This window comes from Nocardia sp. NPDC005978, assembly GCF_040614455.1.
Classification (GTDB): Bacteria; Actinomycetota; Actinomycetes; order Mycobacteriales; family Mycobacteriaceae; genus Nocardia.
In genome coordinates, this window is record NZ_JBEXUS010000105.1 from 1 (window position 1) to 15404 (window position 15404).

The window sequence follows — 15404 nt, forward strand, 5'->3', positions numbered from 1 at the left end:
AAGGACCCGCCGCGCCGGGCACCAGCAGCACATCCTGGAACGCCCACGGCCGCAGCCGCCGTGCGAGACGCGCCGAGGTGCACGCACCGTACGAACCGCCCGGCTCTAAGCTCGTCCGCGATGAGCATCCGCAGGCATTCGCGCCATGACCAGAGTCCGGCCCGCCGCCGACCGCGTCGGCATCGCTCCGCTTCCGGCGGCACCGCCCTGCTCGCCGTGGCGCTGACCACGGCCACCCTCACCGTCGCCTACACGCCGCTACCGGCGGCCAGAGCCCAACCACCCACCACCACAACACCGTTCACCACGCCCGACACCGACGACTGCCCGAACCGGACCACTCCCCCGCCGCCCATCGATCTGTCCGAGGTCCCGCGACCCGGCCGCACATCGCCCGCACCGCTGCCGATTCCGTCCCCGCCGATCGGCGGCAAGAACCTGGGTTCGTGCGGCGTGGTGCGCCCCGCGGGCGCGCCGCAGGCGCCGGAAGGGATTTCGGCCACCGCGTACCAGGTGTCGGACCTGGACACCGGCGAGGTGCTGATCGCCAAGGACCCGCACGGGCGCTACCGCCCCGCCTCCACCATCAAGGTGCTGCTGGCGGCGGTCGCGTTGCGCACGCTGGACCTGAACAAGGTGGTGGTCGGCACCCAGGAGGACGCCGACGTGGACGGCACCCGGGTCGGCATCGGGCCCGGCGGGCGGTACACCAACCGGCAGCTGTTCCAGGCGCTCATCATGGCCTCGGGCAACGACGCCGCGCACGCCATCGCCGCGCAGCTCGGCGGGGACGACGCGGCGGTGGCCAAGATGAACGATCTGGCACAGCGGTTGCAGGCCAAGGACACTCGCGCGGCCACGCCCTCGGGTCTGGACGGGCCGGGCATGAGCATCTCGGCCTACGACCTGTCGGTGGTGTTCCGCGAAGCCATGTCCATTCCGCTGTTCGCCGAACTCATCCACACCGAGGAGGTCCAATTCCCGGGCTACGGCGCGGATCCGAAGAATCCGGCCGACACCGAGCATCCGGGCTATCCCATCGCCAACGACAATCTGCTGCTGTTCAACTACGACGGCGCGATCGGCGGCAAGACCGGATTCACCGACGACGCCCGCCAGACCTTCGTGGCCGCGGCCCAGCGCAACGGCCGCCGGCTTGTGGTCACCCTGCTCAAAGCCGATGTGCGGCCGTACCGTCCGTTCGAGCAGGCCGCCAAGCTGCTGGACTACGGTTTCGCGCTGCCGTCCGGGGCGAGCGTGGGTGAGCTGCCCGAGGCGAACACACCGAAGGTCGCGACGTCGACGGCGGCACTGGCGACACCGCCCAAACCCGTCGCGGCCGATGTCGACGACGCCGGTGGGCGGCACGACGATCTGCGCGTGACCCTCATGGTCGGCGGGATCGTCCTGGTGCTGTTCCTGCTGGCAGGTGCGCGCCAGATCCAGCAGCGCCGCTACTAGCGGCGCGGGCGGCGCAGCACCGAAACCAGCGCTCCCGCAACGGCGCCCGCGCCGAACAGCGCCGCACCCGCGCCGGCCGTGAGCCCCGGGCCCGACATCCGGGGTTCGATGACGGCCGGCGCGGGCGGCGGCACGTCCGCGGGCAGATCGTTCTCGGTCGCCGTGGCCGCCCACGCGGTGGCGAACAGGATGATCCGCGCGGTGAAGTAGCTGAACACCATGAGGCCGATGATCGGGCCGAAGGTCACCCCCGCCGGGCCGTTGACCACCGACCGCAGCACGAGCGACGACAGCTGCTTGAGCAGTTCGAACACCACCGCCGCGATCAGGGCCGCGCGCGCGGCGCTGCGCAGGGTGACCGGATGCCGGGGCATGCGCGCGATGATCCATACGAACACGGCCCAGTTCGCGAGGACCGCGAGCACCAGCGACAGCACGGTGAGCAACACGGTGACGCCCGGCGCCTCGGAGATCTCGAACCTCTTCAGCAGGGTGCGGATGAGGCCGCTGGAGGCCAGCACCGACAGGCCGAGCGAAATGCCGATGGCCAGAAACAATCCCACCAGGGCCAGCAGGTCCGAGAGCTTGGTCAGCGCCCAATTGCGGTCCTGGGCGGGCTGTTCCCACTGTTCGGTGAGCGCGGCCCGCAGGTTGGCGATCCAGCCGAGGCCCGCGTACGCGCCCGCGAGCAGGCCGATGATGCCGACGCCCGCGCGGGAGTCCACCGCCTGGGTGATCAGATCATTGATCTGATCACCGGCCGCGCCGGGAATGTTCTCGACGATCTTGGCCTGAATGTCGTTGAGCAGCTCGGGATCTCGCGCCAGCACGAAACCGGCCACGGCGAATCCCACCATGAGCAACGGGAACAGCGAGAGCACCGTGAAGTAGGTGATGCCCGCGGCGTAGTAGTCGCCGCGCTGGCGTTGGTAGCGCCCGGCCGTCCGCACCAGATGGTCGAGCCAGTGCCGCCGGCGGATCTCCCGCTCGATGCGCGCCCTCGTCTTGTCGAACACCGGTCACCTCCACCGAACGCCAGGTCAGATCGATCACTCTTCCATCCCCCCGGCCGGGTCGCCGCCAGGTGCTCCGGCGCGGCGATTGTGACGCGTGCCCGGCCCCGGGCGCCCTCGGGCAATACCCACCCGGCGGTCCGTGACACCCATCGCGCCCGGCAGCATCGCCGACACCGCGATCGCCGCCCGCGTTCCGCTGACGCGTGGATTGTCCGGGTTCCCGGGGCGGGTTCGGGTCCTGCGGGTTAGCGTGATGACCTTGGTCCGCCCGCACCTACGACCGGGAGACCGCCCGCGTGAAAACCGCACTGCTGACCTTGGCCCTGACCGCGAGCGCCGTGCTCGCCATGCCCGGCGCGGCCGCCGCGCCGGCGAGCGACTTCGACCTGCAGGCGCATCGCGGCGGGCGCGGACTGGTCGTGGAGAACACGCTGCCCGCGTTCGCGCACGCCCTGGAACTGGGGGTATCCACCCTCGAACTGGATATCGGGATCACCGCGGACGGGCGCGAGGTCATCACGCACGATGCCGCCGTCGACGGCGGCAAATGCGCCGACACGTCACCCGTGACGCCCGGTGATCCGCAGTTTCCCTACGTCGGCAAGTTCGTCAAGGACCTGAGCTTCGACCAGGTCCGCACCCTCGATTGCGGGTCGAAGGCCCAGGCGGATTACCCGGGTCAGCGCACCGCGCCCGGCGCGCGGATGCCCACCCTGAACGAGGTTTTCACCCTCGCCCGCGACCGCGGGGCGGACACCGTGCGGTTCAGCATCGAGTTGAAGAACGATCCGGCGGCCCGCGAGACCGCGCCGCGCGAGGCGTTCGTCCGGCGCGCCGTCGCCGAGATCGACCGCGCGGGCATGCGGGAGCGCGCCGCGATCCAGAGCTTCGACTGGGGCACGCTGATCCAGGTGCACGCGGCCGATCCCGGCCTGCGGCTCTACGCGCTCACCGAGCCCACGAAGGTGTATCCCTTCTCGCCGTGGCTCGGCGGCCTCGACACCGCGCGATTCGGCGGCAGCCTGGCCCGCACCGCGAAATCCTTCGGGGCGACCGCGCTCTCTCCGCTGTACGCGCTGCCGCCCAGCGGTTCGGCGAGTCTGCCCCTGGTGACCCGTGATTCGGTCGCCGAGGCGCACGCCGCGGGGATCCTGGTCGTGCCGTGGACCGTCAACGAGCCCGGTGCGATGCGCTCGCTGCTGGACACGGGCGTGGACGGGATCATCACCGACTACCCGGATCGCCTGCGCGAGGTGCTCGGCGACCGCGGCATGCCGCTGCCGCAGAGCTACCCGGCGCGCTGACTCGAGCCGCCGCCTCGGCCACTCCGGAACGACGAACGCCCGCGGCCTTCGCCGCGGGCGTCCGGGTAGTCGGCGCCGATCAGCGGGCCAGCAGTCCGATCCGGTCGTACACCTGGGCCAGGGTCTTGCTCGCGACCTCGCGGGCCCGGTCCGCACCGGCGGCGAGGATGCGGTCCAGCTCGGTCTGGTCGGACATGAACTCGTTCACCCTGGCCTGCAACGGGGTCACGAACTCGACCAGGGCGTCGGCGGTGGCGGCCTTGAGGTCGCCGTAGCCCTTGCCCGCGAAATCCTGTTCCAGGGTGACGATCGGGGTTTCGGTGAGCGAGCTCAGGATGACCAGCAGGTTGCTGACCCCGGCCTTGGTCTCCGGGTCGTACCGGATCTCGCGCTCGGTGTCGGTGACGGCCGAGCGGATCTTCTTGGCCGAGACCTTGGGATCGTCGAGCAGATTGAGCAGGCCCGCGTCCGAGGAGGCGGACTTGCTCATCTTGGCGGTCGGATCCTGCAGGTCGTAGATCTTGGCGGTGCCGGTGACGATGTGCGGCTCGGGCACCACGAAGGTCTTCTTGTAGCGAGTGTTGAAGCGCTGCGCCAGATTTCGGGTCAGCTCCAGGTGCTGGCGCTGATCCTCGCCGACCGGCACCAGCTGCGGGCGATACAGCAGGATGTCCGCGGCCATGAGCACCGGATAGGTGAACAGGCCAACGGTGGCGTTCTCCGCACCCTGCTTGACCGACTTGTCCTTGAACTGGGTCATGCGGCTGGCCTCACCGAAACCGGTGAGGCAGTTCAGCACCCACGCCAGCTCGGCGTGCTCGGGCACCTGGCTCTGCACGAACAGCGTCGACTTCTTGGGATCGACGCCCAGGGCCAGCAGCTGCGCGGCCGAGACCTTGGTCCGCTTGCGCAGTTCCTTGGGATCCTGCGGCACGGTGATGGCGTGCAGGTCGGGGATGAAGTAGAAGGCGTCGTAGTCGTCCTGCAGACGGACCCAGTACTGCACCGCGCCAAGGTAGTTCCCGAAGTGGAACGAATCGCTGGTCGGCTGGATCCCGGAGAGGACCCGCTGCTTGCGTTCGGCGGAGGGTGCAGGACTCGACATGGTTCCGATCTTTCCATGCCGGTCCAGCGGTATTTGATCTGCCTCCGCTGCGCTCCGGCTGTTCGCGGCCCTCGTAACCCGGTTCTTCCCGCCCTCCGCTCCCCCACGCCACTCGGTCCGGAACCGGGCGGGCCGCGAACCACGACATGGGGGTTACCCACGTCAGGCGTACAACAGACTCGAGCCCGGCGCCGCTCAGCCGACTCGCGCGTGCAGCGGCTGCGGGTCAACCCCCGGCATGCTCGGCCGCCCGGAGTTCACCAGCTTCTTTTCGCGGCGGGTGGCCAGGCGGTACAGCGGGTAGCTGGGGCCGGTCAGGGTGCCGCGCAGCAGTTTGGGGGCCAGCGGCGGGGACAGGTGGGCGGTGCGGACCGCCTGCGCCAGGCCGCGGCAGGCGATCTCCTCGCGGATACCCCAGGTCAGGCCGTACATCTCCCGGATGCGCGGGGGCAGGCTGCCCTGCACGAGCAGGTTGAATCCGCCCAGGGCCTGCTGCACGGGGACCGGCATCGGGTAGGGCACCTGCTGGCCCATCAGGTATCCGCCGACGACCTTGGCCTCGTCGGTGAGGAAGACCTCGTCCGAGGCCAGGTAGCCGTCGAAGACCCGGCGGAACTCGGGGTAGCTCGCGGGCGCGGCCTCGCGCGGCATCCCGAACAGCTCGCCCCAGCGCACGTAATCCCGGTACAGCCCTTCGCGTTCGGTGGCGGTGAGTTTGCGGACGAGCAGGTCGTGCATGACCTCGGCGGAGTCGAAGGTGAAGGCCATGGTCATGAACATGAGCCGGGGATCGTGCGCGGAGTACCGCGTGCCGGCGGGATGGTGGCTGCCCGCGTCCTCGGGCAGTCCGCCCTGGACCTTGGCGTGGCGCTTGTGCGTGAACGAGCGCGCCCGGTCGGCCTCCTCCTTCGTGCCCAGCGAGACGGCTTCGAAGAGCCGTCCGGTCAGCGCGAGCCGGGTGTACGGGGTGGTCCGGTGCTGGGTGTTCTCGGCGGTTCCGACGTAGAGCAGCGGGTGCACGGCCCCGATCACCAGCGCCCGCTGCCCGTAGGTGAGCCCCACCGCGCGTTTGCGCATCACGCGCCGAATCATCGAGTCATCGGAGAAATATCCGGAATCCGACCGTGCAGGCATCGTTGCCTCCTGGAGCAAGGTGTGATGCGAACCACCACATCTGGAAACAGAGTCCCCCGGATTCGCCAATCTGGCAAGAGCTACCACCAGAACTGCGTCCGTGCCAGAATCGACCCGTGACCGGGCAACGCACGTACGGCGGCATCTCCGCGGCCGAGCGCCGCAGCCAGCGCCGCGCCGCCCTGCTCGACGCGGCCCTGGATATCCTCGGCACGCAGGGGATCGACAAACTCACCGTCGCGGCCCTGTGCGCGGGCGCGAACCTGAATGAGCGCTACTACTACGAGAATTTCGACGGCCGAGACGCTGTCCTGTCGGCCCTGTTCGACACCATCGCCGAGGAACTGGCGGGCACCCTTATCCTGGCCCTGCACACCGCCCCCGACGATTCCCGCGCCAAGGCCCACGCCGCCATCACCGCCGGCGTCCACGTCCTGACCGACGACCCCCGCAAAGCCCGGGTGGCCCTGCTGGTCAGCTCGGCCACCCCCGAACTCCGCACCCGCACGGTCCACACCGTCCGGGCCTTCGCGAACATCGTCGCCGCCGAGGGCGCCGACTTCTACGCCCTGACGACCCCCGGCCCCGACCCGACGATCACATTCCGCGCGACCTACCTGGTGGGCGGCCTGATCCAGACCCTGACGGCCTGGCTCCAGGGCGACCTCCCCATGACCCGCGACGAGCTGATCACCGAAACCACCGACATCTTCGTCCTGCTCGGCGAGGACCTGGCCGGCCGCCTACGCGAAAGCTGAACCCCTTCGAGCACAAGCGATTCCGACCTGCCACGAGAACACGCCTGCTGAACCCTCCGCCGAGCATCGCGAGCTCGGCGCGAACGTCGGGTGGCGGACGGATTCGGCCGGGAAGGCTGTTGCGCGCCGAGAGGGCTTTCGGATCGCCGGCGTGGTTCGGTTCGTCCGCGACCCGGCGGGTGCGGGCCTACAGGTCGCGGTGGTTCCAGTCGAGGGCGGCGGCGCCCAGGTCCGGGACTTCGCCCTGCAGGACCACGCGAAAGTGGACTTTGAGCCCGGACCAGTAGGTGGCGCAGTCGGTCATGGCGGAGGCGAACCACTCCAGTTCGCCCGGTTGATCGGCGAGCAGGTCGGCGGCGTCGCGGATCAAGAGGACGTAGCCTTCGGCCTCACCCAAGGATTCGGCGAGGTCGCGGAGGCATTCGTCGAACGCGTCCTTGTTCTCGCCGAAGTAGTAGGGGAACTGCAGGGCCGCGGCGAACTCGTCGAAAACGCCTGCGACGGTGCGCATCTTGCCGGCGCGGAGCTCGCGGGAGGCGTAGGTGCGCGGCAGGCGGTAGCGCAGGCCGCTGAAGTCCGGCGCCTTGACGCGCAGCGCGCCCAGGACCGGGTCCGCGGGCCGGGACAGGAACTGCGACAACGAGATCGGGGTGGCCATCAGCGCATCCTCGTGAAGGTGTCGTAGTGGTCGGCGGTGTACCAGGCGGAGCCGTCGCTGCCGGTGACGATGCGCTCGGCGCCCCGATCCTGGCCGCGGCGTTTGGGATTCACGTCCCACTCGCGGTAGGTGATGTTATTGCCGGTGGGCAGCGCGCGGTTGCGATTGAAATACTGCTCTCCGCCGCGGGTTCCGGGCGAGTTCGCCGAGTCCGGCCAGCGGCCGGCGTCGATCTCGATCAGGGTCTGATAGGCCCGGTCCGGGACGCCCGCGACCTTGGCGGGCGCGGAGACGCTCGGCTTCGCGACCCCGCCCGGGTTCGACGGTTTCGGCGCGGCCGTGGACGTCGCCGCGGGCCGCGCGTCCTGGCTCGCGGGCGAGTCCTGTCCCCCGCGCCCGAGCAACACGGCGACCACGACCATGAGGATCGCGCCGCCCAGCAGCAGCCACGCGCGCACCCGCGGCGAGATCGTCACCGGTACTGGACCGTCACGGGCGCGTGGTCGGACCAGCGCTCCGCGTAGGTGGCGGCCTTCTCCACCACGGCCTGCTTCGCGCGCCCGGCGATATCGCCGCGCGCGAGCTGGTAGTCGATCCGCCAGCCCGCGTCGTTGTCGTAGGCGCGACCGCGGTAGGAGTGCCAGCTGTACGGGCCCGGCACGCCCGGGTGCAGCTCACGGACCACGTCCACGTACCCGGCCGCGAGCATCGCGGACACCCACGCCCGCTCCTGCGGGAGGAAGCCCGAGTTCTTGACGTTGCCCTTCCAGTTCTTGATGTCGAGCTCGGTGTGCGCCACGTTCCAGTCGCCCATGATCACGAAATCGCGGTCGATCCCGGTCATCCGGGCACCGATCTCGTCGAGGAACCGGTACTTCTCGTCCTGCATCGGGGTGTCGGCCTCGCCGGTGTGCACGTAGACGCTCGCCACGGTCAGCTCGTCGAAATCGGCCTCGATGTAGCGCCCGATGCTCGCGAATTCGGTTCCGGGAACCCAGTTTCCGTCCACCATGACCCCGGGCCCGATCCGCACCGCGTCGGGTTGCCTGCGGGACAGGATCCCCACCCCCGCGCGCCCCTTGATCCCCGGTTCGGCGTGGCTCAGATACCACCCGGCATCGAGCGCGGGAGCCAGCACGCTACGCGTTTGCTCCTCGGTCGCCCGGGTCTCCTGTAGGCAGACGATATCGGCCTCGGTGACAGCCAGCCAGGCGAGCAGACCCTTGGGGGCCGCCGCGCGAACTCCATTGACGTTTACCGTGCTGAGGATTTTGGGCACCCTACGACCGTACAATGCCGCTATCCAACCTTCTCCGTGGACATCGAGGTCCAGGAAGGGGTGATGACGATGACGTCAGGCACCGCCAAGCCCGCCACCCCGCTCGCCCCCATGCGCGCACTGCACACCGGTTCCGGTGATCCACTGCTCCTGTTGCACGGCTTCATGATGTCCCCGCACTGCTGGGAGGGTGTCGCCGAGCGCATGGCCGGCCATTGCGAGGTGTTCGCTCCCGCCTTCACCGGCCACTGGGGCGGCCCGGATTTCGAGGGCTGGTACCTCGATGTCAGCGCCCTTGCCGACCGGGTAGAAGACCAATTGGACGAGATGGGCTGGCGCACCTGCCATATCGCGGGCAATTCGCTCGGCGGCTGGGTCGGTTTCGAACTGGCGCGCCGCGGCCGGGCCCGCACGCTCACCGCTATCGCCCCGGCCGGTGGCTGGCAAACCCCGTCCGCGCTGCAGGTGCGGGTCGGCCTGAAGTTCCTGTCGCTGGTGCCGGTGGTCGAGGTGGGTAGACGCCTGCCGAACGCCATCGCCTTCAGCGCCCCGGTGCGCTCGGCGGTGGCCCTGCTGCTGAGCAAGAACGGCGCCGCGGCCCCGCGCCGCGCGGTCGAGGCGGCCATCAGCTCGGCCATGAACTGCCGCGCCATGCTCCCGATGATCGCCGGCGCGCTGCGGGCGCCCGATCTCGAGGACATGTCGGATCTGAAAACGCCTGTGCGCCTGCTCATGTGTGAGAACGACCGGATCATTCCGTACCAGACCTATGCTCGCCGTTTCCTGCAGGAGCTGCCCGAATCCGCGGATCGCATCCTGATCCACGACGTCGGCCACGTCCCCATGCTCGAGGCCCCCGATCGTATTGCCACCCTGATCGCCGAGCACGTCTACGCGAGTCGCACCCGTTTGCGCGCCGTCTGAATTCCCCAAGCGCCCCACCGGATCCCGTTCGCTCCTAGGATCGAACGGGCACAGATAGCCAGAGTAGGTCCGGGTCGGACAGGGGTGATTTTCAGATGAGCATTCAACCGAAGGTCGATCAGACGCAGCCGAGTGTCGCGCGCGTCTACGACTACATGCTGGGCGGCAAGGACAATTACGCGGTCGACCGCGAGGTCGGCGATTTCTTCTTCAAGGACCTGCCCGGGTCCGTGTCGATCGTCTACTCCAACCGCCAGGCCCTGGTGCGCGCGGTGGACGAGATGGCCCGCAGCGGAATCGACCAGTTCCTGGACATGGGCAGCGGGCTGCCCACCGCGGACAACGTGCACCAGGTCGCGCAGCGGGTGAACCCGGAAGCGCGCGTGGTGTATGTCGACAACGATCCGATCGTGCTCGCGCACGGCCGGGCCCTGCTGGCCACGCTGGACACCACCGCGGTCATCCAGGCCGACCTGGTGGAGCCCGAAAGCATCCACCACAACGCGGAAGTCGAGCGGCTCATCGATTTCAGCCGCCCGGTCGGGGTCATCTTCAGCGCCATCCTGCATCACCTGAACGATGACGAGAAGCCCGCCGATCTGGTGCGCTACTGGGCCGATCTCGCGCAGCCCGGCAGCCCGTTCTACATCTCGCACTTCCGCACCGGCCGCAATCCCGAGACCAAGGCCGCCGAGGACAAGCTGCAGGCCACCTTCGGCCGCGGCCGCTGGCGCACCGACGAGGAGATCGCGGGCCTGTTCGGCGATCTCGATCTCGTGGCCCCGGGCGTTGTCCCGGCGGCGCTGTGGCATCAGGAGTCGCAGAGCGACGTGACCCGAATCGGCTCCAACGTCCAGGAATTGACGGTGTGGGAGGAACTCATCGGGGCGGCGCTCGCGCGCAAGCCCTAGCGGGCTACTCCGGCGGCGGCGGGACGGGAGCACCCCGGGGCGGCGGTATCTTCGCGTACCGCCGCGCTCCCGCCGCCGGTTCGGCAACCGACGCCGGGAGCGTGGACTCCCCGAGTTCGGCGTCCCGCGCCGCACCCGGATCCCATCCCGCCGCAACCACTTTCACCTGCACCGCGATCGCGGCGAGCAGGATCACCGCGCCGATCGCCAGCGCCGCGACCACCGCGCCCCAGCCGCCGAGTTCCGCCGCGGCCCCGATCGCCGTGCCGAACCAGCCGTAGTCGGCGTCGCCGAAGGTGGTGTTCTCCTCGCCGAACGGCCCGAGCACCTGCAGCAGCAGCGCGGGCAGGAACGTGATGAGCACCCCGTTGACGAACGCGCCCGCGATCGCGCCGCGCCGCCCGCCGGTGGCGTTGCCGTAGACGCCCGCCGCGCCGCCGGTGAAGAAGTGCGGCACCAGCCCGGGCAGCACCAGGGTCAATCCGAACAGCGGATTGAAGATCCAGGTCAGCAGTCCCAGGCTGACCAGGCCGCCGACGAAGCTGGAGATGAAGCCGAGCAGCACCGCGTTCTGCGCGTACGGGAACACGATGGGCGCGTCCAGCGCGGGCACCGCGCCCGGCACCACGTGCGCCGCGATGCCCTGGAAGGCGGGCACCAGCTCGCCCAGGATCGTGCGCACCCCGAACAGGATGACCGCCACCGCGATGCCGAACTGCAGTCCCTGACTCACCGACTTCATCAGGTAGTTCCCGATGTTCGCCGCCCCGTCCGGGAACGCCCGGTACGCCTCGTCCGGCCCGACCCGCACCAGGAAGATCACCGCCAGCACGAGGTAGAGCAGCACCATGGACAGCGCGGTGGCCACCATCGAATCGCGCAGGAAGCGCAGGCCCTCGGGCAGATTCATCTCCTCGGTGCTGCGACTGCGCCTGCCGACCAGCTGCCCGGTGGCGCCGGCCGCGACGTAGCCCGCCGTGCCGAAATGCCCGATGGCCACGTCGTCGCCGCCGGTGACGCGCCGCGTCCAGGGCTGGGCCAGCGCGGGCAGCGCCACCATGACGATGCCGAGCAGGATGCCGCCGGTGAGCACCACCACCGGGGTGGAGAACCCGGCGACCGCCAGCACCATGGTCAGCAGGGTGGCCATGAAGAGCATGTGGTGACCGGTGAGGAAGACGTAGCTCAGCGGGGTGAAGCGGGCCAGCACCAGGCTGATCGCGAAGCCCAGGATCATGAGCCAGGTGACCTGCGCGCCGTATTCGGCCTGCGCGATGGCCACGATCGCCTCGTTGGTGGGAATGACCCCGTGTGCGCCGAGCGCGCCCTGGATCATGATCCCGAGCGGTTTCAGCGACAGCACCACCAGCCCCGCGCCGGCCCCGATGAGCAGGAAGCCCAGGGTGGCCTTGATGGCGCCGCCGACCACCTGCCCGGCGGATTTGCGCAGCGCTATCAGGCCGACCGCGGTGATGATGCCGATGAGATACGCGGGCTGACTGAGGATTTCGTTGACGATGAACTGGGCCACGGCCAGCAGGGCGTTCATGCGATCACTCGCCTTCCTACACGTCGAAGAGGTCGCGGAGTTTGCGCTCCACTTCGGCCGTGCTGGTGAAGTTCTCCACCACCTGCACCGGAATCCCCACGTCGCCCAGGGTTTTGGCGATCTCCCCGGAGGTCAGTACCGCCACCGCCTCGCCCGCCTTGCCCCTGGCCGAAATGGTGTCGGTCGCTTCGACATCCACGTACGACGACCACTTCCAGCGATTGAGCACCTTCTCGAGGGTGCTCTTGAGAAACAGGCTGGTGCCGACGCCGTTACCGCACACGGTGAGGATCTTGATCGGCCCGGACGGTCGCTGCTCCCCCGAATCCGTTGCCGGAACCAGCTTCTCGGACCCGGCCGCGTCCTCTCCGGTGATCAGCGCGCGCAGTTCCCGCGGCGTCACCACCGCCCGCAGCCGCTGGTCCGCCCCGGGCTCGAGCAGCAGCCGGGCGAGCGCGGCCATGGCGTCGGTGTGCACCTCGGCGTCGGTGGCGGCCAGCGCGACCACCAGATCCACCGGGTCGTTGGGGCTGCCGAACTCCACCGCTTCACGCAATCGCACCCACGACATCCCCGTGCGCAGCACCGCGGGCGAGGGCCGGGCGTGCGCGAAGGCGAACCCGGGCGCGATGACGATGTACGGCCCGTTCTCCTCCACATTGCCGATCATCTCGGCGGTGTACTCGTCCGCGGCCACGCCGGTGGCGGTCAGCAGGCTGCCGGCAGCGCGAATCGCCGCGCGCCAGTCGGTCACCGGTACATCCAGCTGGATCGCGTCCTCGGGCAGCAGGTCCGACAGCGATGTCATGCCCGAATAGTCGCAGAGATTCCTTTCCAGCTATCGGAGGGCAACCGCACGTGTCCGCCGCCGGTTCGCATCGGCCGTCCGCGACGCCCCACCGCCCCTGCCGACCGACGACCGTCCGAGGCCGGCTCACCGTCGACGCTCACGAGGCGCCGCCACGCGGTGCGGCACTCGGGCATCGAACGCCGGGCAGACCGGACCGCCCCGTCATCGCCGGCGCATCACCCCACGTCGCGGCTCGCGTCACCGAGCCGTCGATCCGCGAAATCGGCCAGCAGATCGGCGATTCCGGCCGGATCGTCCAGCTGCGGGCAGTGCCCCGCACGCGGGAGCACGATGAACTCGCTGCCCGGCAGCAACCGATGCAACGCCGCACCGGCCCGCACCGGGATGATGCGGTCCCGGCGGCCGTGCACGATGCGGACCGGGCACGGCACCGAATCACCCGAATAGCCGCCCACCGATTCCTGCGCGAACCGAATCGCGTTCTCGGCCAGCCAGGCCACCTGCGCCGAGCTGCCGTACTTGTCGCGCCACAGGGCGATCAGCGCCCGGTCGGCCGCGCGCGGGTCGCCCCACAGCGCCATGCGCGCGAACACCGAGATGCCGCCGCGCAGCAGCGGAGCGGGCATCCGCGTCCGGCGCAGCACCCGCGCGGCGGCGGGCGCGACCCGGCCGCGCGCGAACCGGGCCAGCCAATCATCGGAGAGCAGCGGCTCGTCCAGCGCGCAAACCCCCAGCACCAGCGCCGGATTGCGCTGCGCGGCCCGCAGCGAGATCGCCACCCCGAGTGAATTGCCCACCAGCACCACGGGTCCGGTCGACGCCAGCAGCGCGTCGGCGAAGGAGTCGAGCTGGGGCAGCAGCGGTCCCGGCGCGAAGGGCTCGGTCACGCCGAATCCCGCCATGTCCACCGCCGTCGCGGCCCGCCCGCGCGCGTGCAATCCCGAGAGCACGCCCCGCCAGGTGTCGGCGGAATCGGCGAAGCCGTGCAGCAGCACGAAGCGCGGACCTTCGCCCGGCACCTCCAGCACTCGCGTCCGGAACTCCCCGTACCACTGCGATCGTTCGGTGATCTCGCCGCCGAGGGCGGCCCACGGTGACGTCATTGTCACCCTCTCTTCACGAAATCCATTGCTGTGCTGTCATTCCGGCAACCGGGTCGCGCCGGCGAGCACCTCGCGCGACCCGGTATCGGCTCACTTCCCGAGCAGCCCCTTGGCGACGTGCGTCACCTGGATCTCGTTGCTGCCCGCGTAGATCATGAGCGACTTGGCATCGCGGGCCAGCTGTTCGACGTGGTACTCCGCCATGTAGCCGTTGCCGCCGAACAGCTGCACCGCCTCCATGGCGACCTCGGTGGCGATCTCCGAGCTGTACAGCTTCATGGCCGACGCCTCGGCCAGTGACGGCGGCTTACCCGCGCGGCCGCGTTCGAGAATGTTGAAGACCATGTTCTCGACGTTGATGCGCGCGACCTCCATCTTGGCCAGCTTCAACTGCACCAGCTGGAAACGCCCGATCTCCTGCCCCCACAGCGTGCGGGTCCTGGCGTATTCCACCGAGAGCCGGTGACATTCGTTCACGATGCCCAGCGCCATGAACGCGACGCCGATGCGCTCGGCGGTGAAACTCGACCGCGCGCTCTCGCGGCCGTCCCCGCCCTTGTGTTCCTCGGTCTCCCCGAGCAGCCGGTCCTTGGACAGGCGCACGTTGTCGAAGAACAGCTCGCCGGTGGGCGAGGCGTGCAGGCCCATCTTCTGGAACGGCTTGCCCTGGGTGAAGCCCTCCATGCCCTTGTCGAGCACGAAGGTCAGCACCTTGCGATCGCGCTTGTCCGTGCCGTCACCCTCGTCGAGCTTGGCGTAGACGATGACCACATCCGCGAACGGCCCGTTGGTGATGAAGGTCTTCTGCCCGTTGAGGATGTAGTCCTCACCGTCGCGGCGCACATAGGTCTTCATCCCGCCGAAGGCGTCCGAGCCGGAGTCCGGTTCGGTGATCGCCCACGCCGCAACCTTTTTCATGGTCACGATGTCGGCGAGCCAGCGCTCCTTCTGGGCGAGCGTGCCGCGCGAGAGGATGGTGGTCGCCCCGAGCCCGATGCTCACGCCCATCGCGGTCACCAGACCCATGCACACCCCGGAGAGTTCGCTGATGAGCACCGCCATCATCGATTCCTGACCGGCGAACGGGCCGCCGTCGCCACCGGATTTGCCGTCCTTGCGTTCGGGCAGCGGCTCGCCCGCGGCCAGGGCCGCTTCCCGCTTGCGCTGGCGGGCCAGCAGCTTCTCGATCGCGTCGCCGCCCAGCGCATCGATACCGAAGTCGCCGAACAACTTTCGAATAATCGGATACGGCGAGATCTCACCGCTGTCGAGGCCCGCCAGCTGCGGGCGGATCTCCTTGTCGATGAAGCCGCGTACCGCGTCGCGGATCATCTCGTCGGTTTCGGACCATTCGAACATCGTTGTTCTCCAGACGGTTTCGCTGTCGGGGG

At 69.4% G+C, this 15404-nt stretch carries 15 protein-coding genes; 5 read left to right on the forward strand and 10 right to left on the reverse strand.

What is annotated here, in order from left to right; all coding sequences use genetic code 11:
* Positions 1–120 precede the first annotated feature (120 nt).
* Positions 121–1461, forward strand: a complete 1341-nt coding sequence (locus ABZ319_RS32420) for a D-alanyl-D-alanine carboxypeptidase family protein (RefSeq protein WP_354990347.1) — start codon at positions 121–123, stop codon at positions 1459–1461.
* Here the strand turns inward: ABZ319_RS32420 and yhjD are convergent.
* A complete protein-coding gene (gene yhjD / locus ABZ319_RS32425; RefSeq protein ID WP_354990348.1) occupies positions 1458–2477 on the reverse strand; it encodes an inner membrane protein YhjD in 1020 nt (339 codons plus the stop codon). The genes ABZ319_RS32420 and yhjD overlap by 4 nt on opposite strands.
* A 296-nt stretch (positions 2478–2773) precedes the next feature.
* Between yhjD and ABZ319_RS32430 the strand changes: the two genes are divergently transcribed.
* Complete coding sequence (locus ABZ319_RS32430) at positions 2774–3781, forward strand: glycerophosphodiester phosphodiesterase family protein (protein ID WP_354990349.1); 1008 nt, start codon at positions 2774–2776, stop codon at positions 3779–3781.
* A gap of 79 nt (positions 3782–3860) precedes the next feature.
* On the opposite strand, the gene trpS is transcribed toward ABZ319_RS32430, so the two are convergent.
* A complete protein-coding gene (gene trpS, locus ABZ319_RS32435) occupies positions 3861–4886 on the reverse strand; it encodes a tryptophan--tRNA ligase (protein WP_354990350.1) in 1026 nt (341 codons plus the stop codon).
* A 195-nt stretch (positions 4887–5081) separates the two neighbouring features.
* Positions 5082–6020, reverse strand: a complete 939-nt coding sequence (locus ABZ319_RS32440) for an oxygenase MpaB family protein (protein WP_354990351.1) — start codon at positions 6018–6020, stop codon at positions 5082–5084.
* Positions 6021–6136: 116 nt separating this feature from the next.
* Between ABZ319_RS32440 and ABZ319_RS32445 the strand changes: the two genes are divergently transcribed.
* Complete coding sequence (locus ABZ319_RS32445) at positions 6137–6778, forward strand: TetR family transcriptional regulator (protein ID WP_354990352.1); 642 nt, start codon at positions 6137–6139, stop codon at positions 6776–6778.
* A gap of 187 nt (positions 6779–6965) precedes the next feature.
* Here ABZ319_RS32445 and ABZ319_RS32450 read toward each other — a convergent pair whose 3' ends face one another.
* From ABZ319_RS32450 to ABZ319_RS32460, 3 genes are read right to left on the reverse strand one after another with little or no spacing between them, the layout of a single operon-like run.
* A complete protein-coding gene (locus ABZ319_RS32450) occupies positions 6966–7436 on the reverse strand; it encodes a barstar family protein (protein WP_354990353.1) in 471 nt (156 codons plus the stop codon).
* On the reverse strand, positions 7436–7912 hold the full coding sequence (locus tag ABZ319_RS32455) for a ribonuclease domain-containing protein (protein ID WP_354990354.1): 477 nt from the start codon (positions 7910–7912) through the stop codon (positions 7436–7438). Before ABZ319_RS32455 ends, ABZ319_RS32450 begins: the two co-directional genes overlap by 1 nt.
* Entirely contained in the window at positions 7909–8715 is an 807-nt protein-coding gene (locus ABZ319_RS32460; protein ID WP_354990355.1) for an exodeoxyribonuclease III, read from the reverse strand. The genes ABZ319_RS32455 and ABZ319_RS32460 overlap by 4 nt, the downstream gene beginning before the upstream one ends.
* Before the next feature lie 63 nt (positions 8716–8778).
* Between ABZ319_RS32460 and ABZ319_RS32465 the strand changes: the two genes are divergently transcribed.
* Entirely contained in the window at positions 8779–9639 is an 861-nt protein-coding gene (locus ABZ319_RS32465; RefSeq protein WP_354990356.1) for an alpha/beta hydrolase, read from the forward strand.
* A gap of 95 nt (positions 9640–9734) precedes the next feature.
* Positions 9735–10550: an SAM-dependent methyltransferase gene (locus ABZ319_RS32470; protein WP_354990357.1), complete on the forward strand. Its 816-nt coding sequence runs from the start codon at positions 9735–9737 to the stop codon at positions 10548–10550.
* A 4-nt stretch (positions 10551–10554) separates the two neighbouring features.
* Here ABZ319_RS32470 and ABZ319_RS32475 read toward each other — a convergent pair whose 3' ends face one another.
* The 4 genes from ABZ319_RS32475 to ABZ319_RS32490 form a co-directional block, all read right to left on the reverse strand.
* Entirely contained in the window at positions 10555–12099 is a 1545-nt protein-coding gene (locus ABZ319_RS32475; protein WP_354990358.1) for a PTS ascorbate transporter subunit IIC, read from the reverse strand.
* A 16-nt stretch (positions 12100–12115) separates the two neighbouring features.
* On the reverse strand, positions 12116–12907 hold the full coding sequence (locus ABZ319_RS32480; RefSeq protein ID WP_354990359.1) for a PTS sugar transporter subunit IIA: 792 nt from the start codon (positions 12905–12907) through the stop codon (positions 12116–12118).
* Between the two features lie 218 nt (positions 12908–13125).
* A complete protein-coding gene (locus ABZ319_RS32485) occupies positions 13126–14013 on the reverse strand; it encodes an alpha/beta hydrolase (RefSeq protein WP_354990360.1) in 888 nt (295 codons plus the stop codon).
* A gap of 90 nt (positions 14014–14103) precedes the next feature.
* Complete coding sequence (locus ABZ319_RS32490; protein ID WP_354990361.1) at positions 14104–15372, reverse strand: acyl-CoA dehydrogenase family protein; 1269 nt, start codon at positions 15370–15372, stop codon at positions 14104–14106.
* Between the last annotated feature and the right edge of the window lie 32 nt (positions 15373–15404).

Bases quoted from the DNA above. Each gene is read 5' to 3' on its own strand.
- ABZ319_RS32470 (WP_354990357.1), top strand. From the start codon at position 9,735: ATGAGCATTCAACCGAAGGTCGATCAGACGCAGCCGAGTGTCGCGCGC.
- ABZ319_RS32475 (WP_354990358.1), bottom strand. From the start codon at position 12,099: ATGAACGCCCTGCTGGCCGTGGCCCAGTTCATCGTCAACGAAATCCTC.
- ABZ319_RS32485 (WP_354990360.1), bottom strand. From the start codon at position 14,013: ATGACGTCACCGTGGGCCGCCCTCGGCGGCGAGATCACCGAACGATCG.
- ABZ319_RS32450 (WP_354990353.1), bottom strand. From the start codon at position 7,436: ATGGCCACCCCGATCTCGTTGTCGCAGTTCCTGTCCCGGCCCGCGGAC.
- ABZ319_RS32480 (WP_354990359.1), bottom strand. From the start codon at position 12,907: ATGACATCGCTGTCGGACCTGCTGCCCGAGGACGCGATCCAGCTGGAT.
- ABZ319_RS32490 (WP_354990361.1), bottom strand. From the start codon at position 15,372: ATGTTCGAATGGTCCGAAACCGACGAGATGATCCGCGACGCGGTACGC.
- ABZ319_RS32420 (WP_354990347.1), top strand. From the start codon at position 121: ATGAGCATCCGCAGGCATTCGCGCCATGACCAGAGTCCGGCCCGCCGC.
- ABZ319_RS32465 (WP_354990356.1), top strand. From the start codon at position 8,779: ATGACGATGACGTCAGGCACCGCCAAGCCCGCCACCCCGCTCGCCCCC.
- trpS (WP_354990350.1), bottom strand. From the start codon at position 4,886: ATGTCGAGTCCTGCACCCTCCGCCGAACGCAAGCAGCGGGTCCTCTCC.
- ABZ319_RS32440 (WP_354990351.1), bottom strand. From the start codon at position 6,020: ATGCCTGCACGGTCGGATTCCGGATATTTCTCCGATGACTCGATGATT.